Annotated in this window: 20 protein-coding genes and 1 pseudogene; 14 read left to right on the top strand and 7 right to left on the bottom strand. The window is 58.7% G+C overall.

What is annotated here, in order from left to right:
* Positions 1 to 233: 233 nt before the first annotated feature.
* Entirely contained in the window at positions 234 to 2,306 is a 2,073-nt protein-coding gene (locus IG171_RS11200; RefSeq protein ID WP_212127525.1) for an AAA family ATPase, read from the top strand.
* 1 nt (position 2,307) lies between these two features.
* The gene (locus tag IG171_RS11195) at positions 2,308 to 4,131 is read left to right on the top strand and encodes an ATP-dependent helicase (RefSeq protein ID WP_212127524.1); all 1,824 of its coding nucleotides are present in this window, start codon (positions 2,308 to 2,310) and stop codon (positions 4,129 to 4,131) included.
* Positions 4,132 to 4,297: 166 nt separating this feature from the next.
* Here IG171_RS11195 and IG171_RS11190 read toward each other — a convergent pair whose 3' ends face one another.
* From IG171_RS11190 to IG171_RS11160, 7 genes and pseudogenes are all read right to left on the bottom strand, one after another.
* Positions 4,298 to 4,783 (bottom strand): hypothetical protein, encoded by a 486-nt coding sequence (locus IG171_RS11190; protein WP_212127523.1) that lies wholly within the window; start codon positions 4,781 to 4,783, stop codon positions 4,298 to 4,300.
* Positions 4,780 to 5,958 (bottom strand): DUF262 domain-containing protein, encoded by a 1,179-nt coding sequence (locus IG171_RS11185; protein ID WP_212127522.1) that lies wholly within the window; start codon positions 5,956 to 5,958, stop codon positions 4,780 to 4,782. Before IG171_RS11185 ends, IG171_RS11190 begins: the two co-directional genes overlap by 4 nt.
* A gap of 3 nt (positions 5,959 to 5,961) precedes the next feature.
* On the bottom strand, positions 5,962 to 7,116 hold the full coding sequence (locus IG171_RS11180) for an adenine-specific methyltransferase EcoRI family protein (RefSeq protein WP_212127520.1): 1,155 nt from the start codon (positions 7,114 to 7,116) through the stop codon (positions 5,962 to 5,964).
* A 216-nt stretch (positions 7,117 to 7,332) separates the two neighbouring features.
* Positions 7,333 to 7,560: pseudogene (locus IG171_RS19335) on the bottom strand (recombinase family protein); the annotation flags it as partial.
* Positions 7,561 to 8,120: 560 nt separating this feature from the next.
* Positions 8,121 to 8,672, bottom strand: a complete 552-nt coding sequence (locus tag IG171_RS11170) for an OsmC family protein (RefSeq protein ID WP_212127519.1) — start codon at positions 8,670 to 8,672, stop codon at positions 8,121 to 8,123.
* A gap of 65 nt (positions 8,673 to 8,737) precedes the next feature.
* Complete coding sequence (locus IG171_RS11165) at positions 8,738 to 9,940, bottom strand: mandelate racemase/muconate lactonizing enzyme family protein (protein ID WP_212127517.1); 1,203 nt, start codon at positions 9,938 to 9,940, stop codon at positions 8,738 to 8,740.
* 49 nt (positions 9,941 to 9,989) lie between these two features.
* Entirely contained in the window at positions 9,990 to 11,342 is a 1,353-nt protein-coding gene (locus IG171_RS11160; protein WP_212127515.1) for an MFS transporter, read from the bottom strand.
* A gap of 193 nt (positions 11,343 to 11,535) precedes the next feature.
* On the opposite strand from IG171_RS11160, the gene IG171_RS11155 reads away from it, so the two are divergent.
* The 12 genes from IG171_RS11155 to IG171_RS11100 all read left to right on the top strand — a co-directional run bounded on the left by IG171_RS11155 (position 11,536) and on the right by IG171_RS11100 (position 24,059).
* Entirely contained in the window at positions 11,536 to 12,381 is an 846-nt protein-coding gene (locus IG171_RS11155; protein WP_212127514.1) for an IclR family transcriptional regulator, read from the top strand.
* 104 nt (positions 12,382 to 12,485) lie between these two features.
* Positions 12,486 to 13,661: a MalY/PatB family protein gene (locus IG171_RS11150; protein ID WP_249203648.1), complete on the top strand. Its 1,176-nt coding sequence runs from the start codon at positions 12,486 to 12,488 to the stop codon at positions 13,659 to 13,661.
* A 40-nt stretch (positions 13,662 to 13,701) separates the two neighbouring features.
* The gene (locus IG171_RS11145) at positions 13,702 to 14,670 is read left to right on the top strand and encodes a C-terminal binding protein (protein ID WP_212127513.1); all 969 of its coding nucleotides are present in this window, start codon (positions 13,702 to 13,704) and stop codon (positions 14,668 to 14,670) included.
* Positions 14,671 to 15,220: 550 nt separating this feature from the next.
* A complete protein-coding gene (locus IG171_RS11140; protein ID WP_212127512.1) occupies positions 15,221 to 16,000 on the top strand; it encodes a CoA transferase subunit A in 780 nt (259 codons plus the stop codon).
* 36 nt (positions 16,001 to 16,036) lie between these two features.
* The gene (locus IG171_RS11135; RefSeq protein ID WP_212127511.1) at positions 16,037 to 16,729 is read left to right on the top strand and encodes a 3-oxoacid CoA-transferase subunit B; all 693 of its coding nucleotides are present in this window, start codon (positions 16,037 to 16,039) and stop codon (positions 16,727 to 16,729) included.
* Positions 16,726 to 17,880 carry a thiolase family protein gene (locus tag IG171_RS11130; RefSeq protein WP_212127509.1) on the top strand — a complete coding sequence of 385 codons (1,155 nt, stop codon included), beginning with the start codon at positions 16,726 to 16,728 and terminating at the stop codon, positions 17,878 to 17,880. Before IG171_RS11135 ends, IG171_RS11130 begins: the two co-directional genes overlap by 4 nt.
* Before the next feature lie 17 nt (positions 17,881 to 17,897).
* Positions 17,898 to 18,353 carry a Zn-ribbon domain-containing OB-fold protein gene (locus IG171_RS11125; RefSeq protein WP_212127507.1) on the top strand — a complete coding sequence of 152 codons (456 nt, stop codon included), beginning with the start codon at positions 17,898 to 17,900 and terminating at the stop codon, positions 18,351 to 18,353.
* 52 nt (positions 18,354 to 18,405) lie between these two features.
* Positions 18,406 to 19,824 carry an MFS transporter gene (locus IG171_RS11120; protein ID WP_212127506.1) on the top strand — a complete coding sequence of 473 codons (1,419 nt, stop codon included), beginning with the start codon at positions 18,406 to 18,408 and terminating at the stop codon, positions 19,822 to 19,824.
* Positions 19,824 to 21,134 carry an MFS transporter gene (locus IG171_RS11115; RefSeq protein WP_212127505.1) on the top strand — a complete coding sequence of 437 codons (1,311 nt, stop codon included), beginning with the start codon at positions 19,824 to 19,826 and terminating at the stop codon, positions 21,132 to 21,134. Before IG171_RS11120 ends, IG171_RS11115 begins: the two co-directional genes overlap by 1 nt.
* A gap of 2 nt (positions 21,135 to 21,136) precedes the next feature.
* Positions 21,137 to 21,562, top strand: coding sequence for a MaoC family dehydratase (locus IG171_RS11110; RefSeq protein WP_212127504.1), 426 nt, complete (start codon positions 21,137 to 21,139; stop codon positions 21,560 to 21,562).
* A 56-nt stretch (positions 21,563 to 21,618) separates the two neighbouring features.
* Positions 21,619 to 22,776 (top strand): acetyl-CoA C-acyltransferase, encoded by a 1,158-nt coding sequence (locus IG171_RS11105; protein ID WP_212127503.1) that lies wholly within the window; start codon positions 21,619 to 21,621, stop codon positions 22,774 to 22,776.
* Positions 22,777 to 22,835: 59 nt separating this feature from the next.
* Entirely contained in the window at positions 22,836 to 24,059 is a 1,224-nt protein-coding gene (locus IG171_RS11100; RefSeq protein ID WP_212127502.1) for a helix-turn-helix domain-containing protein, read from the top strand.
* Positions 24,060 to 24,530 lie beyond the last annotated feature (471 nt).

Raw genomic sequence — 24,530 nt, 5'->3', positions numbered from 1 at the left:
GCCCCAGGAGCACAGAGTAGACATGGTGCCCGTAAGATGATTGGTCAGCACGGAGCGGATAGCGGGTTTAGCTCGCGCGAGAGTGAGGCCGTCCGCCATTTTCATTGCTTACAAACTCTACCCGTGTGTGGCAAGGTGGTCTTAAGACACGTTGGTGTGCCGGTCTTTCCACTTGGTGCGGAGCTACTTCGCGCAATACGGAAGATGACTGTCGGCAATAGATAGGAATGTACGTGACGCTTCGGATCAGTCGACTTCGAATCGCGAATTTTCGTAACTTCGCCGAATGCGAAGTTTCCTCGTTTCCTTCGCCCGCAGTCATCGTAGGAGAGAACGGGATCGGCAAAAGCAACATGCTGCATGCACTCCGACTTGTTCTAGACCCCGACATGCCCGACTCTGCACGCCGACTAAGGGCCGAAGACATCCACGAGGGAGCTACAGGGCCGTTCGGGCCTGGCTTGGCGGGTGGTGCCGAGGTCGCCGTCGAGATTGACTTCGAGGGGTTTGACGACGAGCCGGACGCTCTCGCGATCTTATCTGATGCACTGACCAAAGTGACGCGGCCGCGTCGTGCTCGACTCGTGTACCGGTTCGCGCCGAGGGCACCGCTCGACATCGAAGGCCCTCCCACGGAGGAGGACGTCGCGTTCACCCCGTTGGACTACGACTTCCAGGTGACCCAGGGCATCGACGAAAGTACTGACGGCGCACGGGTGCGACGCTACATCAGCTTGCGCGTCCTTCCTGCCCTTCGCGATGCCGAGAGTGACCTTGCCCGGTGGAATCGTAGCCCGCTGCGAACGCTGCTCGAAGAACTACCCCTCGACCGAACCAAGCTTGAGGCGATCGCAGGTGACATTGATGCCGCCGCGGACCGTCTAGCTCAGGAACCGGAGATTGACGGCCTCCAGAAGGACTTGGCAACGAGGCTGAAGCGACTCGTCGGGCCTCAGCTTCCCGTCGACCCTCACGTTGGTATTGCGTCCAAAGACCCCGATTCCCTACTGAGGAGTCTGCGTCTATTTGTGGACTCTTCGCGTACCAGAACCGTGGCGGACACAAGTCTCGGCGCCGCGAATGTTCTCTATTTGGGGATGCTCATGGAAGCCCTTTCGGTACGACGCTCCGCGAGCGCCTTCGTGACAACGATCCTGGGGGTCGAGGAGCCCGAGGCCCATTTGCATGTCGCGGTCCAGCGCCGTCTGTTCCGACATCTCCTGGCTACCGAGCCAGCGATGCTGCTCACCACGCACAGCCCTCACATCGCCGCTGTGGCGCCCCTGGATTCTTTGCTGCTGCTGCGGGCAAGCACGTCAGGCACGGTCGCCAGTACCACCCTCGACGCGGGACTTACTGCAGAAGAATCTCAGGACATCAGCCGATACCTCGACGTCACCCGCGCAGAACTGTTGTTCGCACGCTTCGTCATCCTGGTTGAAGGCACCGCGGAGACCTACATCCTCCCGGCCATAGCAAAGGCCGCAGGGTTCGACCTCGATGAGTATGGCGTAGTCGTCGTTAACGTGGCGGGCACAGACTTCGCACCGTATCGAAAACTACTCGGACCGCTCGGTCTCCAAGTGCCTCACGTGGTCATCACCGACGGAGATCCTCTCCGCGACTCGAAGAGATCCGAGCAAGGCCTGCAAAGAGCCGCCCAGCTCGTCGAGGACGCTAGCCTTCGCGAAAGATTGATCAGCGATGTTGAAGAACTGAGGCAGCACGAGCGAGCTGGTGCGAACGGAAAAGCAATCCGTCTCAGGCGCTCCCTGCAGGACGCCTGCGCTGAGGCGGGCCTCTTCGTTGGCGACAGTACTCTCGAACTAGATCTCTTGTTCTTGCTTGGCGATGAGTTGGCTACGGCATACTCTGAGCTCGCGAGCGAAGGTCGGTCAACAGCCATGGCACGCGACATCCGAGCGATTCTCGAGGCCGAGGGAACTGAGGAAATGATCACGGAGCCCACACAGTATCTGGCGGATATGGCGAGAGCTGAGAACACAGCGCGCAGCACACACCAACATCGCCTGGACCGAGTCCTAGCGCGCGTGGAAGAGCTAGGAAAGGGACGTGTCGCACAGCGCTGGGCGCATCACATCGAGAAAGCGAATCTGCGGAACTGGCTCGAAGTACTGCTCGCAGGCCTCGGTCATCAGACCGACAGCAACATCTCTGACGTCAGCCAGGAAGTCCATCTCGACCTGATCGCATCGAGTGAATCCGCCCGCGTATACTTGCGTGCCTTGGACCATGTGAGCAGAGCGGCCCGAAGCTCCGCCCTTATTCGTGCGGAGGAGCCGTGACGTGGCCATCTCCAAGAGGACAACCCATGCTTTGCCATCCGCCCTTACCGAGGCGATCAGGGAACTTGATGCTGAGCAGCGCTCGGTACTGACTGCAGAGGGCAATCTGGTCATCACAGCGGGACCAGGAAGTGGCAAGACCCGTACCGTCGTGGCCCGCGCCGGGTGCCTCCTCTCAACCCAGATACAGCCCCCGCGCGGCCTCGCGTCGATCACCTACACAAACCAAGCCGCATCCGAGCTTCGCGAAGGATTGGCTCAACTGGGCGTAACCACGCGGCGTCTATTCGCCGGCACAATGCACTCGTTCTGTCTTACTCAGGTCCTCCCATACGCCACGCTGGTCGGCACTTATCTTCCCTCGCTCGACCGGTTAATGACGACGTCCCAGATCAAAGACCTAGAACAAGAATGTGCCGACGCTGTCGGGATCAACGTGTGGGATCTGCGAGAAGGCTTCCCCGGGTTACGACGGCGAGTAGCAGCGAGCGAGGATGTCTCCAACGAGCCGGAAGCATACGTGCACGCGGTCGAACACTACGAGGCTCTTTGCGAACGCCGCAATGTATGGGACTTCGAAGCAATTGTGCTTCGTTCAGTGCGGCTCCTGGAGGATCATCCCGAGATCGCAGAAGTCATCCAAGCGAAGTTTCCCATCGTGATGATCGACGAGTACCAGGATCTCGGCGCAGGTCTACACCGACTGGTCGAGCTGCTTTTGGCCTCCGGAGTCGAGATCACCGCAGTTGGAGACGCCGACCAGAGTATCTTCGGGTTCAGCGGCGGCGACCCGGTGTATCTCGAGGAGCTGTGCCGCCGTGATGACTTCGCGATGCGCCGCCTCGTGACGAATTACCGCTGCGGATCTGCTGTTGTTGCGGCAGCCGAACTTACTCTCGACCGGGCGCGTGGTTATAGCGCAGATCCGGGCGTCCTTGAGTTCAGAGTGGCCGAAGGCTCCTCGGCTGAACAAGCTCGCGAGGTCGTGTCCTCGGTGCGCCAGTTTCTCGACGCTGGGCTCGCCGCTGAAGAGATTGCTGTCCTCGTGCGTAACCGGAAGCCGCTGGCGCCCCTCATCGAACGAGGTTTGCGCTTCGAGGGGATTCCGGTGCAACACGGTGGACTGCTGGCAGGTCCTGTCACTGATGTGGGGCGGTGGCTTGAGGCAGCCGCGCTATACGCGGTACGGATGTCGGGTCAATCTGACGCGGACCTGCCGCCGGAAGTTGGCGTGAGCCAGCTCTTGGACCGCCTGGAGTCCATGCGCCGGATTGTTGGCAGACCCAAGCCTAGCCAACCCCGGCTTGCACGAGTTGCTCAACTTCATGCCTCACTGCTGGACGGTAACCCGACACTAGACCTCACGATGCGCTCATGGCTGCGGCAGGTCGTGGAATCGCTGAATCTGAGGGACCTTGCCCGTGAGGTTGGCGATCCTCGGTCGGTCGATGAGCTCAACGGACTGCTAGAGGCGCCTGAAGATGTGGCGCTCGCTTCCCTCGCGTCTGATTCCGTGGGCACGGGAAGAGTTGTGATGTCCACCTTCCACGGAGCAAAGGGGCGCACGTTCTCGGCGGTCGTCATTCCGGGGCTGAGCGAAGGTGTCGTACCGCCATGGAGCGGTCCACCCTGGAAACGCAGGCCCAAGACTGGTCGAGCTTTAGAGGAAGAGCGACGTGGTTTCTACGTTGCTTTGACTCGCAGCCGCGGTAGCGTTCTGCTTCAGGTCTCGAGTACTGGAGTCGATCATCAGGGCTATGAAATCCAGCGAGGTTACTCGAGCTTTGCTCAGCAGTTGGCTGATCGACTCGGTAAGAACCTGTAGAATCCGTTCGGGCATCCGAATCAGGTGCTCGAAAACGGCTCCCAGTAGAAAGCTGTGTACCGAAGCGGAGTGAAACTTTGCTACACCGCGGCATTCAACCACACCGCATCGGTGACATCCATTCGCAGAACTTTGTATCTTCACTCCACGTGTGTGTAAGACATAATTAGTAACTACGTGGCGGTCGAACGCGGTTGACCTTGGCCGAAAGCGCGTTGAGTTCAGCGAATGAATTGTCGAACCATGCATTATCAATCCAGAATCGGTGCCCCGTGGTTGCTCGGTCGACAACTTCGGCGCGGTGAAGCCGCTGACCCTCGGTTGGATGCGTCGCAGGCCTCGCGTGCAGGAGGTCGTTTCTCAACTCCGCCGCGCGTTTCAGCGCATCGCTCGCCACAGTAAGGTAGTTCCGCACCTCGACGTCCTTGGTGTTGGCAGCTGCCTTGCTGATTCTCTTAGCGATTCCCCCTGTGGTGATTGGTTCCAGGACTTTCAGAGTCAGGTTCTCCGGCAACCTGTTCGCTAGGCGATTCAGATCGCCGAGGAGTTTCCACTCGAGCGAGGACACTGCGTATGCGAGAGCGCCGATCTTTTGTACGTACGCTTTGTCTGGCAACGAGACGCGGAGCGAAGATGTCGCGGATTCGCTCACCGGTTGCCCTTAGCGCGATTGTGCGATTTGCAGAGCATCTCGCAGTTGTCCAGGTCCGTTGAGCCACCCTTCGACCATGCAGTCACGTGATCTGCCTCCATCTCCTTCTCGGCCCAGACCTTTGTTTTGTTCACATTGTTCCCAATCTCGCACACGGGACAGTTCGAGACCCCACGCGCTTTTGCGTACTCCGTCTGTCGCTTGTAGGCCTGCTTCTTCGTTTTCGGCGGGAACAGGCGGACGTTAAGCAGTAGGGTGTCAGTCTCACGGCCCAGGACGAACTCGAAGACGCCTTTTCGGTCGCTCACAGCGGGGTCGGCGATCAGCTCATCCACCCGCTCGGTGAGTGCCACGCTGTCGTAGGACTCCTGATGGTAAGTCTCGTACAGGCGACCCCACTCGAGCCCTCGCATCTCGCTGTGGAGTTCCCCAGTGAACACGCTTCCGATCCAGTCGATGACAGTCGTGAAGTAAGTCTTGAGTTCATCGATCCCCGCGTCCTTTCGGTGCGCAGCCATGTACGCCGGGATCGTCTGGGCGTGCGTGTCTGCAACCCAGCTAAGCGCGACCTCGAGGACTTCCTGGCGCTTCGGATCGCCCTTCACATACGCCGTCCATTTCTGCTGGAGGGCATTTGAGGATCGCGAGAACTCCCGCTTCGCCGCGGTGACGAACGATCCGGAGTAAATCGCGTTGTTGAGCTCTTGCTGGTTGAGTGGTATACCCGCGATGTTGATCGTTTCGAACCATTCCTTGATCTCGGTCTCAGTGCCCGTGCACTCGTACACCAGCAGTGTGCTCATAAGTATGAGCTCTTGCTTGTCTGCGGACAGCGACCCGAATGTCTGCTCGCGACCAGCGATTTTGATAGCAAATTTCCCCGTGACAAATCGACCAACTGAAGTGATGCGCTGCTGGCCGTCAAGCACTTCGAGTCGCGGGCTGGTCGTCGCCCCCGTGTTCACGAAATAGATCAGACCGAGCGGATATCCCTTGAGCAGCGATTCAATGACCGCCACGTCTTTCTTGCCATCCCCGTAGATATAGTGCCGCTGGTACTCTGGTTGGATAACCAGGTCGCCGTTCAGGCCGAATAACCCCTTGCCTTCGAGTTCGTTGTAGACGAAACCTCGCGTGACTTCCTCTACAGAGTATTGGTGTAGATCGGTATCCACGGATTATTCCTTCCTCGGAACGGGGTTCAGGTGACGGACGAGAATTCGAGCGTAGACACGTTCACCATTGATCACGCCCAGCCCGCCTTTGTCTTCAGAATGGCGGTGGTATCTCACAGATTCCAGTACATTAATCGGAGTGTTAGTACGCGCATTTCCGTTTGCCATCATCAAAATTTCGAATTGTTCGGGATCGTACTTATCGAGGAATGATATGGGAACCCCCATGATTCCCTCGAAGTCAGACGGAATCCCCATGGTTTCAGGGACTTCGATGGCATCATAATTTTCGTAGCTTTGATAAGATGCGGCTTTGACCCGCTTCGAACCATATTGCAAATTGTCCTTCATATCCATCAGCTGCAGTGGCTCATGCCTGCGGCCGTGTTCGATGCTAGTCAACCAACAGGAGTTACCCATCCTCGTATAGTCGAAGCGATCGTCAGAGGGGTATCCGAGACGTTCGGCCTTTTCGCGGTCCGCTTTTTTTACCGGTGTACCTTTGGGTACACCGAATACCATATCGTTGCTGTTCCCGGTCGCACCCAACCACATTTGGTTATTCTTGATCCGTAGAAATGTCTCTTTATATGTAATTGCGTTATTGCTACCGATAATAGAAAATCTTACTTTGCCGTCAAAGAGCCACGATAGAAACTTTCGAAATAGAGAGAAGGGCGGATTGGTGATCACGAAGTCAGCTTCATCACGAAGAGCTGTAACTTCCGCGCTACTAAAGTCGCCGTCACCCTCAAGGTAGTCCCATCGTAGATCGTCGATATCGACCCTGCCATCTCCGTTCACGCTATCTTGCTCGAGAACGAAAACTCTTCCACGTTCCTTGGACTTTTTCGGGTCAAATTTCGGGTCTTCGGTCTCGAACAAGGTCGGCGAGTAGTGCATTGCGTCAGCGTTACTGTTCGGCGCGTAGCTAGTAGAGATCAGCTTCTTGAGACCAAAGTCGCGAAAGTGCAGTGCGAAGAACTTCGTGAAGTTCGACCATTCCGGATCATCACATGGGAGCAGTACCGTAGCATCCCTGAAGACGTCGGGGTCATACTCGAGGCAGGCATTCATCTCGCGCTCGATGTCCGGCCATTGAGTGTAGTACTCGTTATTTTTCGCCTGCTTTGCTGCACCCAAGTTGGTATTCGCCATCGATGTCTCTCCTCTAGTCCGATAGTTGGAATGCTACAAGAAGTCGACGATGTCCTCACCAACTAGGACCTGACCTACGCGACAAGTGTTGCTGGGCTCCATCCTGTACGCCCCCTTGGGGACCAGCGCCTCCCGCGATCTTCGCTGGCTCACCGCCTGCGGGCCGATCGTGCCCCCGGGGTTTGCGAGAGTCGGTGCATAGACCGTCCAGAGACTCTACTGATACGTCTTCCCCGGCAAACTCGTGGATGGGACTGAGAATGCCCGCATTGAGCGTCCGAGTCGGTCAAGCGACTCGACTAATACAGTGTCCCCGGGGCGGACATGGTCGCGCAGAGCAGTGATTCCAGGGCGATCTGCTTTCGCTCCCGATCCGGCGTCGGAAAAGACTCGTGAGCATCCGGCCTGTTTGAGGGAATTGAGATGCCGGTCGTGGTTGTGACCGACAGTGGAGACTCAACTATAGCCAAGCGTGCGTGAACTGGGAGGAGACCAACTCGTGCGTTCAGACGCACCACAGGTCGTTGACATAGAAGATGTGTCAATTCCCGTGATGGGGGTCTGCGCAGTTGTGGAACACGTTTATGCGACAACAGAGCCGCCTTGTGGTCGGGGATTGCGGTGGCGAAGATGGGACGTCGCGGAAACGATCGTTTCCGCGACGGTCGGTTAGTGGGAACGTCAGGAGGTACCGTTACGCGGTTTAACTGCAGCAATACTGATTCCATAATTTTTTTAACCTATGATACTTCGCGCGCTCGCCCGAAAGTGAGGAAATCGTCGAAAAGAGACCGCCACCAACTCACTCGAACCCTTGCCTATCAGCCCGGAATCTAATCACCAACATTGTTTAGTAGTGAAATCTGATATCCGTTCACCGAAAGTAGATCTGAACGGTTTTGGGCGATTGACTCGGCGAAGCCTCGGTTCCACTTCGTTTGAGAAGTGGAACCGAGGCTTCGCCGATGGTGAGTTGTGAAAGGTGCGAGTGCTTCCGTCCAGCCTTACTTAAGTGTGGTGACCACATCGACGGGATTTGCAAGTGTATCCCGAATTGGTGAAGTCGTGTCGAGTGCATCGACGAGTTTCTGCAGCTCTTCAGTGGAGGCAGATGGGGCCGTGAGCGAGACTTCGGCCCGGATTTCTTTTGCTCCTCGCTTTACGGAGTCATCGATGCCGAGGAATCCTGCAAGATCGATATCGAAGTCGAGGGAGACCTCGATGCGCTCGAGCTCGATCTCGCGCTTGGTGGCCAGCGATGTCAGGGAGACGATGTAGCAGCCGGCAAGCCCCTGGAGGATGTATTCAGCGGGGCTGACCGCGCTGTCTCCTCCGAGCAGTGGAACGGGTTCATCGCTGGCAAGGGTGAACTTGCCTTTGCGTGATGTGTCCTGCTGGCCGGCCTGTGTGATGGGCCCGGTGATGGTCTCTCCGGCGACACCGCCAGTCGAATGTGCTGCTACGGAGAAAGTGACTTCTCCGAGAGCGCGGTTGTCGGTGACAGCCGCGATGGTATCTGTCAGGTCCTTGGAATTGATGAACGGCTTGTCGGCCATGGTGGTGTTCCTTTCGGTATGGTGTTTGTCGGAGGCAGATTGCCTCCGACTGGCGCAATCGCAGGTTAGGGCTTGATGCCCAAGTATGTGTCGCGTGCGACTGCGGGTCTGCGGCGGATCTCGTCTTCAATCGGTTCGATTCCCCATCCGGGCCCGTCCGGGACGCTGAGGCGTCCGGCGGAGATCTCAGGGTGTGCGGTGAAGAGTTCGTCGTCGTAGTCGAGACGGTCGACGTCGTGTTCCATGATTCTGAGGTTGGGCACTGCCATGGCGAAGTGCGCGCTCATGGTGGTAGCGAGGTGGCTGTAGAAGTTATGGGGTGCGACGTTGACGTCGAAGGCCTCGGCAGTGTGGGCGATCTTCATACCTTGGGCGACGCCGTTCCAGACGACATCGACGATGCCGACGTCGATGGCTTGTGCAGAGAGATAGGGCAGGAACTGCCGGACACCGAAGGCGGTCTCGCACGAGGCGATGGGAACGTGCGATTGCGCGCGGATGAACGCGAGGGCCTCGGGGTTGTAGATGTCGAGTTCGGCCCAGAGCAGGTCGAAGTCCGACAGTGCTCGCAACAGCTTGACGTAGCCCTCGGTGCGGGCGTTGAAGTTGAAGTCGATGAGGATCTCGACATCGTCTCCGGCTCCTTCTCGCAGAGCTGAGAGATGGTTGGTGACATCGCGGATCAAGGCGGGTGTGATGTTCAAGCCTGGCTCGTACGGGTTGCCGAATCCCGAGCCCCAGGATTTCGGTCCGTTCTCCCCGTACTGGAAGATGTTGGTCTTCACGGCCTGGAAGCCGCGCTCTCTGGCCTCGTGTCCAATGTCCTTGACACCGTTGAGATCGGTGATGGCGTTGCCGTAGTGGGAGGGGTGGCTGATGCGCCAGCTGGCGCAATGAGACCAGTAGATGGGCACTGAATCCCGATGCTTGCCGCCGAGGAGTTCGTAGACGGGAACGTTGAGGGTGCGTGCTTTAGCGTCGAGCATCGCGTTCTCAACGGCGCCGAGAACTTCTCCAGTGATGCCATGGGGCGCGGGGCGCATCGTGGACCCGACCGCTAGAATCGACCTTTCGTGATTCATCACGTCAGCGCCGATGAAGAATGGTGCATATGCTTCGATGGCTGCGGTCAGGCCACGGGGCCCGAAGTCCTCGTCGAATTCCGACCAACCGACGACGCCGTCGGACGTGGTGAGCTTGAGGAAGTGATAGTTACGCCATCCGGCGTCGCACGACAGCGTTTCGAGCGAGGCAATGGTCGTTGCCATGTGATTCTCCTTCTGTAGGTGAAGTGGTGCACTACTTTGTGATGGTTAGTTAGGAAGATACTTCGTTGTTTGCTTGGTTCCCGGACGGCGAGGAGTGGGCAGCGGTGGCGCGTAGTCGGCGGCGCACGAAGAACACGAGGATCGCTGCGGCGACCATACAGGCCCCGGCCAGGAGCATTCCGGACTCGTACGTCCCTGTGCTGTCCTTGAGCCAACCGGCAATATAGGGCGCGAAGAAGCCCGAGAGGTTACCGATCGAGTTCGCGACACCGATACCGGCAGCTGCCGCAGCGCCGGTGAGGAACATGGGCGGAATCTGCCAGAAGACTGGCACGGCGCAGAACATCCCGATCGCTGTGACTGTGATAGCGGCCATGACGGCCCAAGGCGAATCCAGCGTGAAGGCGATGGCAAGGGCGACACCGCCTACAGCGGTGGGGATGGCCACGTGCCAGAAGCGTTCAGCGTTACGGTCGGAGTGTCTGCTCCACAGCAGCATGGCGATCGTTGCGAACGCGTACGGAATGGCTGAGATCAGACCAATCTGCACCAGGGACAGGGACAGACCGAACCGTGTCTCGAAATCGCTGATGGCCGAGGGGAGGAAGAAGCCCACTGCATAGATTCCGTAGGCGATGCCGAAGTACACGGCCGAGAGAGCGAAGACTCGAGGGGTGAAGGCAGCACGCAGGCCGTGACCGCCGTGGGTCGCAGTCACCGAAGCGTCCTCAGATGCGATCTGATCCTCGAGTGACTTGGCATCAGCCGCGGTGAGCCATTTCGCTTTCGACGGGCGGTCCACGAGCAGGAAGTAGCCGATCACGCCGAGCACCATGGTCAAGATGCCTTCGGCGGCGAACATGAAACGCCAGCCTGCGAAGTTGGCGTGGGTGTTGCCCGTCTCCATGAGGAACGCCGAGAGCGGTCCGCCGAGGAGAAAGGACACCGGCGCAGCCATATACACATACGACAGGATGCGAGCCCTCTGCTGGCGGGGGAACCAAAATCCCAGGAAGTAGACCAGTCCAGGGAAGAACCCGGCTTCGGCGACTCCGAGCAGGAAGCGGAGGATGTAGAAGGTGAGCTCGTTATTGACCAACGCCATCGCAGCTGCCACTGCACCCCAGGTCAGGGCGATACGTGTGATCCATATTCGGGCCCCGAACCGGTCGAGCAAAAGATTGCTCGGTACCTCGAAGATGAAGTAGCCGACGAAGAACAGGCCGGCTCCGAGCCCGTAGGCGGCGGTGCTCAGGCCGATATCGGCATTCATCTCCAGTGCTGCGAATCCGATGTTGACTCGGTCAACATAGCTCATGAAGTAGAGGATCATCATGATCGGCAGCAATCGCAGTGATACGCGTTTGAGTGTTGCAGCGGTGCTCGGTTCTGAGGACATCATCGGCTCTCATTTTCGACGGACGGACATCACGCCAGGACGCTGCACGCACGAAAGTGAAACGCAGTTCCCAGGTGACACAAAGCACATCACACGATCGAGTAGCTGTCAATCGAGAAGTTTCACCAAACGGATCATGGTTCCAATCCGGTAGGTATCTCGGGTTGAAGATCGGATCTGTGGTAACTTCGGTGATGTGAGTGAAACAGAGTTTCAAAACGAGCACGCGGCAAGTGCTGGGTCCATCCGTTCGGTCGAACGAGCCCTGGCGCTGGTCGAAATCATCGCATCGTCTGGAGACAAGGGGAGCAAGCCCAGCGACCTGGTTGTTGCTTCGAAGCTGTCGAAGGCGACAGTGCACAGAATTCTCGTCACCCTGACAGGTTCGGGATGGATCGAATTCGACGAAGGAAGAGGTGCCTATTTCCTCGGCCCGCCGGTCGTCGGCTTCGGCATGGCAGCGATGGATCGCCATGGGATCGTTGAGCAAGCACGACCACATCTGGAGCGCCTTGCCCAGGTAACAGGCGATACCGTCTACCTATCGGTGATGCTTGACGGACGCGCACTGTGTGCCGACAGGGCGGCGGGCAGCCACCCTGTCAGAATCGTCGACCCCGAGATCGGCGACCGCCGACCACTGGGCTCATGTGCCGGAAGTCTTGCTCTTCTCGCCTGGATGGACGACGATTCGATGGCAGAATCTTTGGCCGCGCAAATGCGCGAGAGATCAGATGATTACCGTGTTCCCGAACGCGCAGCTCTCGACGAACTCATCGAGGAGTCCCGGGTGCGCGGCTATGCCGAGTTCGCCAATCTGCAGATACCTGAAATCGTCGGTGTCGGCGTGCCTGTCCGCGGTGCATCGTCGCAACCAGTCGCCGCACTGAGCATTGTGGGCACTCATTCACGATTCCAGCAACCACGCCTGGAACGCATCGTTGAGTGGCTGACCGAGGAAGCCCAATCGCTCTCAGACGAACTGCTGAGCCTCAACCCGCGCTTCTCAGATACCGACATCAAACGCTCGCTCGCGTCCTGAGCCGGCGACGCACGCCCGCTTAGTCGTCCGTACTACGAATACGCAATTGCCCGAACCCTCCCTGACGAAAGTAGGCGCTCGTGTCATCCAACCCACTTGAGCAGTTGACCATCGAGGACTTGAGAACCCGAACCAGCATGAAATGGCGGACTCATCCGACCGATGTCCTGCCGCTTTGGGTGGCGGAGATGGACGTCACACCTGCACCGGCCATCATTGACGCAGTCACCGAGACTATGACTGCTGGCGACACCGGATACCCCGCAGGCGATGCCTATGCTCGGGCGCTGGGCGAATTCGCCGCCGAGACCTGGGGATGGACCGATTTCCAGGTGGAGCGTACCGCGATTGTTCCCGATGTGATGATGGGCATCGTAGAGGTACTCCGAGTGCTTACAGATCCCGGCGACGCGGTCATCGTCACCCCTCCTGTCTACGCGCCTTTCTACGCGTTCGTCGAACACAGCGACCGAAGAATTATCAACGCTCCGCTGGGAGATTCGAACAGGCTAAATATCGCAACCCTGGAATCAGCATTCGTGACAGCGTCGAAAGATCACAAACGGGCTGTCCTGCTGCTGAGCAACCCGCACAACCCGACCGGAACCGTCCATACTCGCGCAGAACTCGAGCACGTGGCGCAGCTGGCACGGAAGTACGGAGTCCGCGTGATTTCCGACGAAATCCACGCACCGCTGGTCTACTCAGGCCACCAATTCATTCCATTTCTCACCGTCGACGGAGCTGAGAACGCCTTCTCATTGACATCGGCGTCGAAGGCGTGGAACCTTGCTGGGCTCAAGGCCGCGCTCGTCATCGCAGGCAAAGACAGCGTTCGGGAGCTCGCACAGATCCCAGAGGAAGTCAGCCACGGTCCAAGCCATGTTGCGATCATCGCCCATACGGCCGCATTGAACTCAGGACGACAATGGCTCAAGGACCTTCTGACAGGGCTCGAGAAGAACCGAAACCTGCTCGACCAACTCATCTCATCGAAGATCCCCTCGGTCAGCTGGACTCCACCACAGGGTACCTACCTCGGGTGGCTCGACTGCCGGAAACTCGAAATCGACGAGGCTCCCTCCCGCTCCGAAACAGGAGTCGTTTCGGAACTGGCAGGCCCTGCACAGTTCTTCCTCAGCAACGCCAAAGTGGCTTTGAGTTCCGGTCACGTGTTCGGGCCAGGTGGTCGAGGACACGTGCGGCTGAACTTCGCCACATCCCCGTCCGTACTCACTGAGGCCGTTACCGCCATGGCCGAATCCGTCAGATACCGATGACGAGCTTTGAACTCGTTCCATGCGAGACCAGGATCCGCCCATGTTCCGCATAGTAAAAACCGACCTCGGCGTGGTGTCGATACCAGAGGAAGCACTCTCTCACCTGAGCGGAATAGGCTATCGCATAGACGATGTACCGTGTCGATCCGCACAAGACATCATCGATCAAGCCGCTGACGCCGACGCCCTCGTGGTCATGACCGAGAATGTCACCCGTGAAGTTATGGAGGCGCTGCCGAAACTCAAAGTCATCGCCCGCGTCGGTGTTGGCGTCGACACTATCGATGTCGCGGCTGCGACCGAGTTGGGAATCCTCGTCACGAATGTGCCGGATGCAAATTTCAACGAAGTGGCCACTCATGCACTTGCTCTGATCCTCGACCAACTCAGGCGGATTACTGTATTCAACTCATCCATGCAGAAGGGTGAATGGGCGCCATCGACGATCGGGGCAGGTATGCGCCGCCCGAGTGCACTGAGTCTTGGCCTGGTCGGGTTCGGGCGCTCTGCTCAACGCCTGACCGATCTCGTCCGGCCGCTCGGATTCGAAGTCCACGTCTACGCCCGACCGAAGTATGCTGATTCCATCATCGCCATGGGTGGTACTCCAATGAGTCTCGATGAGCTCTTCGAAACTTCCGACATTGTGTCTCTCCATATCCCCGTCACCGAGGAGACAAGAGGACTAATCGACCGCACACGGCTGTCAAGAATGAAAACCGGTGCAGTGCTGATCAACGTCTCCAGGGGAGGGCTCGTTGACGAGCATGCTTTGGCTGAGAGAGTCCAAGCGGGGCATATCGCCGGAGCCGGCTTCGACGTCTTCGAAGCCGAACCGGCAGGAATTGGCAGTCCGTTTCATGGAGTGGACGGAATCACTCTCACCCCGCACGTCGCTTATCTGTCCAAAGAGGCCGCGGCAGAAGCTGCTAGCACCGCAGTCAGTGAAATCGGCAGGGTTTTCAGGAATGAAAGACCAATCAATCTTGTGAATTGCGAAGCTGAGTAAACACCCGAGAAGCTTGGCATTCGATCACGTTGCGTGGTCGCGCTCAACGATGGCCAGGGCAACGCATCGTTTGTGACAACACCAGTTCAAAGAACGCTCAGCCCGCAATTGTGACACTCCAGTTCAGGTGCTGAAGTCTACGTGCTTCTCGGGCCGTGCAGACGGCCTGGCACCTGTACTCGCCGCGCTGATAACTCGAAGAATATGGACGTACTGGATGACACGAGTGGCATTCACCCAGAAATGATTCCGCGACGGACTCCTCGAGCATCCTATTTCTGCCATGCGTCAGGTCTCGAGTTTGAAAAAGTAGGGCTACACCGAGAATGCACTCCTATACGCACACAAATCAAAGTCTCGTGACTGCACTGGTCTGATGCCAGCGTCCTTTCACGCCATTCGTTAATCGAAGCGGCGCTCTGATCAGGGCTTTTGCATATTTTGCAATTGGTGGGCGCGAAGTCCGCGTTTCTCGCCAGTGACTCCGACCACACTCGTGCATATCGTCGACGACAGTTCAATCAAAGGCGATGCAAAGGAGAACTCTCCCATGGACAAAGTACAAACCTCGGCCGCTGAAGCAATCCAGGATATCCCTTCCGGCGCTTCGATAGCGGTCGGTGGATTCGGCCTCGTCGGAGTGCCGATCACCCTCATCCGCGCCGTGCGCGATCTCGGCGTTGACGATCTGGAAGTCGTCTCGAACAACTGTGGCGTCGACGACTGGGGCCTCGGCGAGATTCTGCGCACCGGCCAAATTTCGCGCATGATCGCTTCCTACGTCGGTGAGAACCACGAATTCGCCCGCCGATACCTCGGTGGCGAACTGGAGTTGGAGTTCGCACCGCAGGGAACGCTTGCTGAGAGAATGCGCTGCGGCGGCGCCGGGATTCCCGGCTTCTATACCGCCTCCGGAGTCGGCACCGTCGTCGCTGACGGAGGCCTTCCGTGGAAATACGACGGGCACGGAAATGTAATCGTCGAATCACCAGCGAAAGAGACCAGGACATTTGACCACTTCGGCCCCGGGCTCAGCTACGTCCTCGAGGAGGCCATCGTCACCGACTTCTCCTTGGTCCGCGCTGCAAAGGGCGACCGCCACGGGAACCTTGTCTTCGAAAAGGCAGAACGGGCCTTCAGCCCCGTCGTGGCCACCTGCGGGCGTATCACGATCGCCGAGGTCGAAGAACTCGTCGAGCCCGGAGAGATCGATCCCGACGACGTCGACATTCCCGGCATCTACGTCCACCGTGTGATCGCCCAGACGGCGGAGGTCGCCAAGGAGCTTCCCATCGAGAAGCTCAAGACCCGCCCCCGTACAGCTGCCTGAACGTCTGCCGAAACAGAAAGACCGAGAGGAAATACTATGACCTGGACACGTAATGACATGGCCGCACGCGCGGCACTTGAGCTTCCAGCAGGGGGCTACGTCAACCTGGGCATTGGCCTGCCCACCCTCATCCCGAACTTCTTGCCGGAGGGCGTCGAGATCACGATGCATTCGGAGAATGGAATCGTCGGAGTAGGACCCTACCCTTTGGAAGGCGATGAGGATCCGAAGCTCATCAATGCGGGCAAGGAAACCGTGACAGTGCTGCCTGGTGCAGCCTACTTTGACTCGTCTATGAGCTTCGGCATGGTCCGCGGCGGAAAGCTCGACGTCACAGTACTCGGAGGAATGCAGGTCTCAGCCCAGGGCGATCTGGCGAACTGGACCGTACCAGGAAAGATGATCAAGGGCCCAGGCGGAGCGATGGACCTCGTGCACGGTGCCAGGCGCGTCATCGTGCTCATGGAGCATCTGACAAAGAACGGCGACCACCGGATACTCGAAGAATGCACACTCCCACTGACCGGCAAAGGGGTCGTCTCAATGGTGATCACGAGTCACGGTGTCTTCGATGTCACTGACGACGGACTCGTTCTCCGCGAGGTCGCAGATGGTCTGAGCATCGACGAGGTGGTCTCGGCGACCGGAGCCCCGGTGACCATTGACCCGCAGCTCGCGAGTTCAAGTGCGGGTTCGTCAGCGGCACTGCGAGAAGAGGAACTCGTATGAGGGGTGCAGCTATCGTCGGCGCGTTCGAACTTCCCCCACAGCGCACCACCCCTGGCGTGACCAGTCTTGAAATGATCGCCAGGGCGGCAAAGGGGGCGACCTTTGATGCCGGTCTCACTCCACAGGACATCGATGGCCTGATGATCGGCCCCCAGGTCGGCGAGACACCACAGCACGCACCGGCAGCACTCGCTGAATATCTGGGGCTGCAACCGAGATTCGCGGACATCGTCGATCTCGGAGGTGCATGCGGACCCGGCATGGTCTGGCGTGCAGCGGCCGCGATCGCGGCAGGAATGGCGGACACAGTCCTCTGTGTGCTGGGCAACGCCCGTGACCCGGAACGTCTTCCCCGCTCGCCGAACCGCAACCCTATCCGCGAATTCGACGTTCCCTATGGTGCTAGCGGCGCCAATCAAGCCTACGCCATGGTCGCTCAGGCTCACATGGCCGAATTCGGAACCACCCCCGAACAGCTTGCCCAGGTACCAGTCAAACAACGTCAGAATGCAATGCTCAACCCGAATGCTGTCTTCCACGGCAAGGCAATCACCGTCGACGACGTGCTGTCGTCTCCTATGGTGATGTCACCGTTGCACCTGCTCGAGGTGGTCATGCCCTGTGGCGGGGGAGCGGCGGTTGTCGTCACCTCGTCTGATCGCGCACACGACACCCCACACGCACCGGTGCATCTGCTCGGTGCCGGGGAAATGGTCACTCACAGGGCGTTGAGCCAGGCTCCACGATTGACGACCTCGCCACTGGCACCTGCAATCGAGCAGGCCTATCGGATGGCCGCAGTACGAGCCGATGACCTCGACCTCTTGTCCATTTATGACTGCTACTCCATCGTGGTCGCCGAGACCATCGAAGACGCAGGAGTGTGCGCCAAAGGAGAGGGCGGGCCCTGGCTCGAACAGGCGGACTTCTCCATCACGTCCGACTTGCCAATTAACCCTCATGGCGGACAACTTTCGACCGGCCAGTCCGACCTTGCTGGAGGAATGGGACATGTGGTCGAAGCCGTGTTGCAACTGCGGGGGGACGCGGTCGGAAGGCAGATTGACGACCCCGAACTCGCATTGGTCACCGGCAATGGCGCGACGCTCAGCGAAGAAGTCGCCTTGATACTAGGCAGCTCTCGCAGATGAGCACGAAAGGAACTGACATGACCGACACCCAAACCGCCAGCATAAAAACACGACCCGAATCTATCCGACGGCCGGGGTTGGTGACGACACCATTGACCGAACCCTTTTGGGACCGCGCCAACGAGGGCGAGCTGCTCATCCAGCATTGCTCGAGTTGCGGTCATCGTCAGCACTATCCACGCAATATCTGCACCTCGTGCTGGGCGGATGAACCTTTGTGGATGAGCGCCTCAGGCAACGGTGTCATCTGGACATTCACTGTCGTTGAAAAGCCTGGCCACCCGGCATGGGCTGATGAGGTCCCATATGTGATCGCCCTCGTCGAACTCGAAGAAGGACCGCGGATGATGACTCGAATCGTCGACTGTCCACCCGAAAGTGTGTCCGTGGGAATGCCAGTCAGACTCGCACCCACATGGGACGACCAACTCAATCAGATGCTGCTCAACTTCGCATCTGCTGTCTCGGAATAGACAGCGACCAACCCGGGTGTATCGCGCACTCGGCTGACAAGGAGGTCAGAGAATGACAACAGCGAACATACAACCGGATCCCACCCATACGACGGCGATGGCCCGGCGGGCCAAATGGGGCAGCTTCATCGGCACCGCCATCGAGTGGTACGACTTCTACCTCTATGGCACCGCGGCCGCACTCGTGTTCAACCAAGTTTTCTTCACAGATTTTGACGGCCCGACCGGAACACTGCTGTCCCTCATGACGTTCTCCGCCGGATTCATCGCACGACCGGTCGGTGGAATTGTTATGGGCCACTTCGGAGACCGGATCGGTCGCAAGTCGATGCTCGTGCTCTCGCTGATGACCATGGGCATTGCCACGACTCTCATAGGGTTCCTTCCGACCTACGCCACGATTGGCATCTGGGCACCATTGCTCTTGGTGCTGTTGCGTGTCATCCAAGGTTTCGGAGTCGGTGGCGAATGGGGAGGCGCAGTTCTCGTCGCCGTCGAACACGCGCCGAAGACGAAGAAAGGTCTGGCCGGATCCTGGCCGCAAGTCGGAGTGCCCGTAGGCCTCTTCATGGCCAACGCCGTCTTCATGATCATGAACTTCATCATCGGGCCCGAAGAATTTGTCGCCTGGGGATGGCGGGTCGGATTCCTCGGCTCGGCCCTCCTCATCGCTGTCGGCCTGATCATTCGCCTGAAGATGGAGGAAACCCCGGACTTCGCTGAAGTGAAGGAGACCGCGCAAGTCGCCAAGTTCCCCATCGCCGAAATGTTCCGCACCCAGTGGCGCAGGCTGCTGCTCGCCGCCGGGGTGAAGATCTCGCAGAACGCGATCTTCTACATCATCACCGTCTTCGTCCTCACCTACGTCGGGGAGTCACTTGGCATGAGCGACGACGTCGCTCTGGTCGGCGTGATGATCGCCTGCGTGATCAGCGTCTTCTCCCTCATGTTCTTCGGCTGGATATCCGACCAGTTCGGACGGCGGCGCACCTACCTCTTCGGCGCCATCGCCTCCGCAGTGTTCGCCTACCCGATGTTCGCACTGATGGACACCCGAAACGTGGTTCTCATCGCCGTGGCGATTGTCCTCGCCTTCATCTTCCACGATGCGATGTACGGCCCACAGGCATCCTTCATGACCGAGATGTTCGAAACGAAGGTCCGGTACACCGGAACATCGCTTGGATACCAGTTCGCCTCGACAATCGCGGGCGCAGTTTCACCTGTCCTCGCCGTTTATCTCTTGCAAGTCGGCAATGATCGACCGTGGCTGGTGGCGCTGTACATGATCGGCGTCAGCATCGTCACAATCGTCGCGACGATCCTGTCACCCGAGACCCACCGAGGCAATCGCAGAAAGCCAGCCAAAATCGATCGTATTGCCGATAAAGATTCGGGACAGCCATATCGACCAGTGTCGGAGGCACACACGTCCCAACCAGCAGATGCGAAGGTCCCTGAAACTCCGTGATGACAAAGAGCAAGCGCGGGCAGATGCTGCTCTTAGCCGCCGTCGAGGTCCTCGGGTTGACAGTGTGGTTCTCAGCCACAGCGGTCTCGCCTGCGTTGCAAATGGAATGGTCCATCAGCTCCTCGTCAGCGGTGTGGCTGACGGCATCAGTGCAGATCGGATTCGTCTGTGGCGGTATCGCCTCTGCCCTCCTGACCATCGGTGACAGATACCGACCCCACGCCGTGATGTGCCTATCCGCCTTCGGTGCTTCCCTGACCACGGCGTGCCTGGCCCTCTTCGCCGATGACCTCTGGACGGCGATCGGGCTGAGATTCTTCACAGGAGTCTTCCTCGCAGGGCTCTACCCGATTGGTATGAAGGTGATGGCCAGCTGGGCATCACCCCGCCAGCGAGGGTTGGCCTTCGGGCTGTTGATCGGTGCTCTGACGGTCGGTTCGGGCATGCCACATCTCATCTCCGGACTGGCAGAGGGCCTGCCCTGGCGGTACATCATGCTTATCGCAGCCGGGGTCACCGCCGTGGCAGGAGTCCTGGCCGGCTTGTGGGTTCGGCAGGGACCATACGGAGGGGCCGCTACGACACGTCCGAAGATGCGCTACGCCTGGGCGGGCTTCAACTCGCGCCCTCCCTTGTTAGCGAACCTCGGCTACTTCGGCCACATGTGGGAACTCTACGCATTCTGGACCTGGCTTCCGACGTACCTGCTGATGAGCAAGCAGGCGGCAGGAACAGAGGCAGATCCCGTCGACCTCGGCACCTCGGTCTTCATCGCCATCGGGGTCGCCGGACTCATCGGCTGTCTGCTCGGCGGCTGGATGGCCGACCGGTGGGGGAGGAGCACGGCTGCGGTCTCAGCATTGGTCGTCAGTGGCCTCTGCTGCATCGTCTCGCCGATGATGTTCACGGTGACAGGGCCACTGATGCTCGTGTTCCTCATCATCTGGGGAAGCTCAGTCATCGCCGACTCCGGAGTCTTCTCGACCTCACTGAGCGAGAGCGTCGACCCGCGATACGTCGGAACCGCCCTGACCATGCAGACGACAGTCGGCTTTCTCATTACCGTCATCACGATTCAGCTAGTGCCACTGGCAGCAGAACTCACCAGTTGGCAGTTCGCGTTTCTCATCCTGGTGCCGGGACCCGTCGTCGGCGCCGTGGCGATGGGGCTTAGGCACCGAGCGAACCCGACGATTTCAGACACTGATCCTCGATCGGATCAAACCGACGCCGCCGAAATGGGCACACCAACCACAATGACTGACCCTGTACAGAACCAATCCAACACCATCAATGAGAAGGAACAGTAACCATGACCGATTCAGATACCACCAAGAAGCTCGCCGCCGGACAGACAGCTGAGCTGACACGCGAAGTCACAGCAGACGACATCGCGAAGTTCACCGACATCAGCGGGGACAAGAACCCGATTCACTACGACGAACAGGCAGCGAAGAGATCAAAGTTCGGAGAAATCGTCGTGCAAGGCGGAGTGACGAGCGCGATCCTCAACGCCGTCGTGGCCGAAGAGCTGCCGGGACCTGGGACCGTGTTCCTCAACGTGAACTGGGATTTCAAAGCACCGGTCCGTCCGGGAGACACGATCACCGGTCGAGTTGAAGTCGTTGAAGCGCGCGAGGACAAACCAGTCACCAAAATCAAGACGCAGGTCGTCCGCGACGACGGCACGCTCGTCCTCGATGGCACAGCCGTGTGCTACACCATGTCACTGACATGATCGGACGTCTCATCCCCACTGACTACATTGCAACGATTCCATAGGAGCAGCACATAATGCCCATCAACGCACAAGCCCCGGTACTCGTCAGCGCAGCGAGAACACCCGTCGGAAAATTCAACGGTGCGCTCAGAACAGTCGATCCTCTCGACCTCGGCGGCGCAGCGGTTGCCGCAGCAATGAACAACGCAGGAGAGGTTGTTCCTGACCACGTCATCATGGCCAATGTCCTCCAGGCCGGAAACGGCCAGAACCCCGCACGGTCAGCCGGCCTCAGGGGAGGGCTGCCGACGACGGTGCCCGCGATCACTCTGAACAACGTCTGCTTGGCCAGCATGTACGCCGCAGGCATGGCCGCCACCATGATTCGCTGTGGAGAGCTCAATTCGGCAGTCGTCGGTGGATTCGACTCAATGAGCAGAGCACCCCACGCCATTCAGATCAGACAAGCCCCGAAGGTCGGCGACGAATCAGCGGTCGACCTCCTCACCAAAGATGGACTATGGTGCGCCGTCTCCGACTCGGGAATGGGCCCGATCGCCGACGAAGCCAATGCTGACATCGGAATCTCACGTGAAGATCAAGACGCGTTCGCCGTCGAAAGCCACCGACGTGCCCACCAGGCAACTGAGAGCGGCCGCCTCGGCGACGAGATCGTCACCCTTCCAGAGCTGGAAGCCGACGAGGGAATTCGCTCCGACTCATCGCTCGATCGCTTAGCCAAGCTACGGCCAGCGTTCACCGAGGGTGGAACTGTCACTGCAGGAAACGCTTCTCAGATGTCCGATGCCGGTTCAGCCGGGCTCATGACCAGCATGGCTGTGGCAGAGGCCGAAGGACTGCGACCTCTTGTCGAGATTGTCGGCTCCAGCACGGTGGCAGGACCCGACCCGTCACTGCACCTCAAACCCGCGGCCGCCGCCCGCAAACTGCTCGACTCAGTCGGCATGAAGCCCGATGACATCGGACTCTGGGAAGTCAATGAAGCGTTCGCGGGAGTGGCCCTGGCAACGGCTCGCGATCTGGCATTGGACCTTGCGAGTGTCAACGTCAACGGTGGAGCGATCGCGATCGGCCACCCTCTAGGGGCTTCGGGCTTCCGGATCACGATGAGCCTGGCTCTCGAGATGCGCAGACGAGGTGTCGAGCACGGCATTGCCACGATGTGCGGGGGAGGCGGTCAAGGACAGGCGATCCTGCTCCGATTGCAATGACGATCAGACTCACTATTCCTCTGTGAGAGGATAGCGCAATGACTTCGAAGGAGAATCGAGTGAGCGAGCACGATTCCGAGATGCTTCTTGAGTCGGTCGTCGAACACCTGGCGCAACATGCTGACGAAATCTCCAACAGGCTGGTCACCGCGTATACCGACGAGATCGTCGATTACCGGTCGCAGCCGGAGGGGTTTCTGATGAATGATGTCTTCGAGAATTCTCGGACGAGTCTTTTCACGCTCCGTGACTGGTTGAGGGGCGATGCGGACGAAGCCCGCAGTTTTGAAGACTTCCGCAACAGCGCTGTGCGACGATTCCGGCAAGGAATATCGGTTCAAGCCCTGCTTCACTCATACAGGCTTTGGGGTCAGATCGTTTGGGAGGAAATCGCCAGCCTGCCCGAATGCAAAACTTCCCCGGCCACCGGATTCGCTGTGGCCGGGGAAGTCATGCGTTATGTCAACCGAGTGTCGTTGGCCGTCGCAAATTCGTACCTCGAAGAGGCTGAAGGCGTCATCCAAGATCGTCATCTTGCCGAACGCAACGCCCTTGAAGAACTCATATCGGGAACCGAGATTTCCGAACGGGTGTATAGCTATCTTTCGCGTCTCGGCATTGATGTCAACCAGCGTCACTGCGTCCTACTTCTGCACCGGCGCAACCCGTCAGCCGCTGATTCCAGCCAGACCAGAGACGACCTTTCCTCCGTGAGAGGATTGTTGCCAACCAGCCCGGCGAGCAAACCACTCGTGGGGTTGAGAGAAGAAGAGATCGTAGTGATCTTGCCGACTACCGGCATTGCAGACGGAGCGGTGCGAACGGTTGCGAATGAGATCTCAACCATGCTCGACCGATACGCTGTGGGCGTGAGTCGCGCCCACGCCGGCGGGGGGCGGACCTCCGAGGCATACCGAGAGGCCTCTGATGCCGTGAGGATCGCGCGGATCCAAGGGGACTTGAGGGCCTACTTCTATACGGACGTTCTCCTACAAGCAGTTGTGGACCGGTCGGGGTTGCGAGAGACGATCCTCGGTGAAACCGTCCATCCGCTTTTGAACTATGACAAGGCTCACGGATCGAGTCTGGTGCAGACGCTGCGGGTCTATATTCTGCGTCGATTCAACCTGTCACAGACTGCCGCGGAACTCAATATTCGACCGAACACCGTGCGATATCGTCTCGAACGCATCCAGGAGCTGTCCGGAAGAGACCCGAACCTCCCAGATGACCTGTTGCTGCTCGCCCTTGGCTCGAAGATCAATCGCGACTTTTCAGGCTAGTCCTCAAGCGAGGAACCTAAGGACAACTTCGCAACGATTTCATCTACCGGTCGACGTTGCTGACAGCTTCCTCCCCCGAAGCGACGCGACACGCTGTGAAAGACCGAAGACATGGCCAGTCTCGGCTCCTGTCACACGATCCGCTCGATATCAACTGCAGCTCGCTGGCTAGAAGCAAACAGAATTCTGTCATTCCCACAGCTTCGTCCCGTTTCTACCAGGGTCGAACATTGCCCTCGGATGGGAAACACCGAATGCGATGACCACACCCGCATTGCGACCAAGGAGCGTTTTCTGCCGGAAGGAGAGTCCACGTGGCCAACTCGCACTAAACAGGGATCGTTTGGCTAATTCTTCTTCCCTGCGTACGCCGGCGACGACAGGTTTGAACTTGCGATGATGCCGTACTTGCCGGGAGTCTCTGAACAGTTATCGTTAGCTGAAGTGCTCACGGCACTGAAGCTGGCGGCG

It is taken from the genome of Brevibacterium sp. SMBL_HHYL_HB1 (genome assembly GCF_018208375.1).
In the GTDB taxonomy this organism is placed as follows: domain Bacteria; phylum Actinomycetota; class Actinomycetes; order Actinomycetales; family Brevibacteriaceae; genus Brevibacterium; species Brevibacterium intestinavium.
The sequence above is the reverse complement of the archived record's forward strand: the minus strand, read 5'-3'. Positions and strand labels throughout refer to the sequence as shown.

Coding starts and splice junctions, on each gene's coding strand:
- IG171_RS11130 (WP_212127509.1), top strand. CDS start 16,726: ATGAGGGGTGCAGCTATCGTCGGCGCGTTCGAACTTCCCCCACAGCGC.
- IG171_RS11140 (WP_212127512.1), top strand. CDS start 15,221: ATGGACAAAGTACAAACCTCGGCCGCTGAAGCAATCCAGGATATCCCT.
- IG171_RS11170 (WP_212127519.1), bottom strand. CDS start 8,672: ATGGCCGACAAGCCGTTCATCAATTCCAAGGACCTGACAGATACCATC.
- IG171_RS11180 (WP_212127520.1), bottom strand. CDS start 7,116: ATGGCGAATACCAACTTGGGTGCAGCAAAGCAGGCGAAAAATAACGAG.
- IG171_RS11165 (WP_212127517.1), bottom strand. CDS start 9,940: ATGGCAACGACCATTGCCTCGCTCGAAACGCTGTCGTGCGACGCCGGA.
- IG171_RS11110 (WP_212127504.1), top strand. CDS start 21,137: ATGACCGATTCAGATACCACCAAGAAGCTCGCCGCCGGACAGACAGCT.
- IG171_RS11120 (WP_212127506.1), top strand. CDS start 18,406: ATGACAACAGCGAACATACAACCGGATCCCACCCATACGACGGCGATG.
- IG171_RS11105 (WP_212127503.1), top strand. CDS start 21,619: ATGCCCATCAACGCACAAGCCCCGGTACTCGTCAGCGCAGCGAGAACA.
- IG171_RS11145 (WP_212127513.1), top strand. CDS start 13,702: ATGTTCCGCATAGTAAAAACCGACCTCGGCGTGGTGTCGATACCAGAG.
- IG171_RS11135 (WP_212127511.1), top strand. CDS start 16,037: ATGACCTGGACACGTAATGACATGGCCGCACGCGCGGCACTTGAGCTT.
- IG171_RS11115 (WP_212127505.1), top strand. CDS start 19,824: ATGACAAAGAGCAAGCGCGGGCAGATGCTGCTCTTAGCCGCCGTCGAG.
- IG171_RS11160 (WP_212127515.1), bottom strand. CDS start 11,342: ATGATGTCCTCAGAACCGAGCACCGCTGCAACACTCAAACGCGTATCA.
- IG171_RS11125 (WP_212127507.1), top strand. CDS start 17,898: ATGACCGACACCCAAACCGCCAGCATAAAAACACGACCCGAATCTATC.